Below are 3,133 nucleotides of genomic sequence, written 5' to 3'. Positions count from 1 at the left end.
CCGGCGTCGCCGAGCAGGAACTCCCGCAGCGCCCTGACCCCGTCCAGGTCCAGGTCGCCGCCCAGGTGCAGCACCTGCACCGCGTCCCGGAACTCCTCGCCCGCCGTGCAGCGGACCCCCACGACCGGCCCGCGCACCCGCCGCCGGGGCGCGGGAACGCCGGGGCCGTCGCCCTCGGGGACCACGAACTCCACGACGGTCCCCTCCGGCCCCCTGGTGAACACCGCGTCGCGCCCCACCGTCTGGATCAGCTGCACCCCGCGCCCCCGGTGCCCCTTGTCCTCGGGCTCGGGCCGCCACCGCCCCCAGTCGCACACCCGGACCCGGACCCCGCCGTCCCCGATCCGCTCGACCCGGTACTCGAACTCGCCCGGCCCGTCCGGGTAGGCGTGGTCGACCGCGTTCGCCGCCGCCTCGCCCAGCGCGAGCTGCAGGTCGCACAGCAGGTCGTCGGACAGCCCGGCCCGGCCCGCCCACTCCGCGACCCGCCGCCGCATCCCGGACAGCTCGGGGGCCTCGGCCGCGACCCGCCGCCGCAGCGGCTCCGGGATCTTCCGCACCACCACCAGCGCCACGTCGTCGTCCTGCCCGCCGTCGAGCAGCGCGGACGTGATCCGGTCGGCCAGCTCGTCCGGCCCCAGCTCGTGCTCGTCCCGCACCAGCCGCAGCAGCGCGTCCAGCCCGGCGTCGATCAGCGCCCCGCGCCGCTCCACCAGCCCGTCCGTGTACAGCACCACGGTGCCCCCGGCGGGCAGCACCACCTGCGAGTCCCGGTAGGCCGCGCGGCCGGGGACCCCCAGCACCGTCCCGGTCCCGATGGGCAGGAACCGCGACCGCTCGGGCTCCACCAGCAGCGGCGGCGGGTGCCCGGCGCTCGCCCAGCGCAGCTCCCCGGTGCTCCAGTCCAGCGTCAGGCAGGCGCAGGTGCTGCCGGGGGCCCCGCGCGTGCGCAGCGCGAACGCGTCCAGCCGCTCCAGCGCCGCTGCGGGCGAGTGCCCGTCCAGCAGGTACCCGGCCAGCGCGCTGCGCAGCTGCCCCATCACGGCGGCGGCCTGCGGGCCCTTCCCGACCACGTCGCCCACCGACAGCGCCACGGTCGTCTCCCCGACCGGCAGCACCTCGTACCAGTCGCCGCCGATCTGGGTGTGCGCCGAGGCGGGCAGGTAGCGCGCGGCGGCGGCCAGGCGGGGCAGGGCGGGCAGCTCGCGCGGCAGCAGGCTGCGCTGCAGCGCCTCCGCGATCTCGTGCTCCCGGTGCCGCAGCGCCTCCCGCTCCGCCTCGGCCCGCTGCCGCTCGGTGATGTCCCGCCCGATGGCCTGCAACCCGGTCGGCGTGGCCTGGATGCTCAGCTCCAGCGCGACCGCGCCGCCGTCGGCGCGCCGCACCTGCCACACCTCGGTCACCACGTCGGGGGCGCCCTCGTCGCCCAGCAGCGCCGCCAGCCGCTCCCCGCGCTCCGAGCCGAGCAGCGCCGCCACCGGCTTGCCCAGCAGGTCCTCGCGGGCGTGCCCGAGCAGCGCGCACGCCGCCGGGTTGACCTCCACGAACCGCAGGTCCCGGTCCAGCACCCAGATCCCGTCGGTGGCCCGCTCCACCAGCTGCCGGAAGCGGCGCTCGCTCTCCCGCAGCGCCCGGTCGGCGTGCGTGCGCTGCACCGACTCCCAGCACCGGTTGACCACCACCGACACCAGCTCCACCTCGGCGGGCGCCCACCGCCTCGGCGTGGCCTGGTGGGCGGCCATCGCCGCGGCGAACCGGCCGCCGCGCAGCAGCGGCAGGCAGATCACCGCCCGGATGCCGGTGCGCCGGTAGACGAGGCGGTCCTCGGCGGTCAACCTCGGGTCGTCCTCGCTGTCGTGCACCACCCACGGCTCGCCCGCGCGCATCGCCAGCAGCGCGTCCCTCCCGAACGAGGACATGGCGAACCGGCCGGTCAGCGGCGGCAGCCCGGTGGCGTGGTCGCCGCTCATCGTGAAGTGGTCCTGGTCGGACTCGGCCTCGGCGTACGCGCACCGGTCGGCGGCCAGGTGCTCGCCGAGCAGCCTGGTCGCGGCGGTCATCACCTCACCCGCGTCCTCCAGGCGCTGCAGCTGCGCCTCCAGGCCTGCCAGGAACCGGCGGCGCTCCTCGGCGGCCCGGCCGGGGGAGGTGTCCACGAGCACGCCGTGCAGCGCGGTCGGCTCGCCGCGCTCGTCGCGGGCCACCCGGACCAGGTCGCGCAGCCACACCACGCGCCCGTCGGCGGCGACGGCGCGGTAGTCCAGCTCGTAGTCCGAGAGCCCCTCCACGTCGCGGTCGGCGATCGCGGCCCGGTCGTCGGGGTGCACGACGGACTCCCAGAAGCCGGGCTCGCCCAGCCAGCGCTCCACCGGGTAGCCGAGCAGCCGCTCGGCGTGCCGCGACACGAAGGTGTAGCGCCCGGTGGTCGCGTCGGCGGCCCAGACGACCACCGAGAGGGCGTCCACGAGCCCGCGCAGGTGCTCGCCGGGGACCTCCCCCCGCGCCTCGGAGGGGGCAAAATTTGTGTCAGGCGTTGTGTGGATTCTCACGTCGGCGGCAGGTGTGTCGCCACCGGTGCCCGCACCCGCCGCCAGAGGGGTCGCCACCAGCGCGTACCCCTCGCCGAGGGCGACGCAGACCACCCGGACCGGGACGCCCGCGAGCTCGCCGACACCGGACCACGACCCCTCCTCGGCCGCGCCGTCCACGGCCTCCCGCAGGCTCTCCGGGAGGGCCCCAAGGTCCTCACCTGCGGAGAGGCCGAGCAGGGTGCGGCCTTCGGGCGCCAGTGACAGGAGCGTCCGGTCGACCCCCAGGTGGGCCACCAGGACCGGGGAACTCGCACGGTCTGCGCGGAGATCGAACACCGCCAGAGCGTACCGGGGGCGCCGCGGGGGCCGGGCCGCGCCGGGCCGACCGGGTCCGCTTCGGCCGCCGTCGGCCGTCCGAACGGCCGCGTTCACCCGCACCGGTGAAAAGGGGCGATTGGGCATCAAGGGCGCGAACTGGGAAAATGAATCATCCGATGTTCCTCCGACACGGGAGAACGATGACCTCAGCGACGCGCTCGCGCATCCCGCCCATGCTGTCCTGGACCAACGTGGTGCCGGTCCTCTCCCTCCTGGCGCTGCTG

1 protein-coding gene is annotated in these 3,133 nt (G+C 76.4%); it reads right to left on the bottom strand.

Annotation, left to right across the window (positions count from 1 at the left end; translation table 11 throughout):
* Window positions 1-2,825 (bottom strand): SpoIIE family protein phosphatase (locus ACTUAL_RS31445; RefSeq protein ID WP_440902767.1); only part of this gene is annotated, 2,825 nt, incomplete at its 3' end.
* Between the last annotated feature and the right edge of the window lie 308 nt (window positions 2,826-3,133).

The sequence above is a fragment of the Actinosynnema sp. genome (assembly GCF_052038725.1).
Note: the sequence above shows the minus strand (reverse complement) of the source record. Positions and strands in the feature narration are given on the sequence as shown.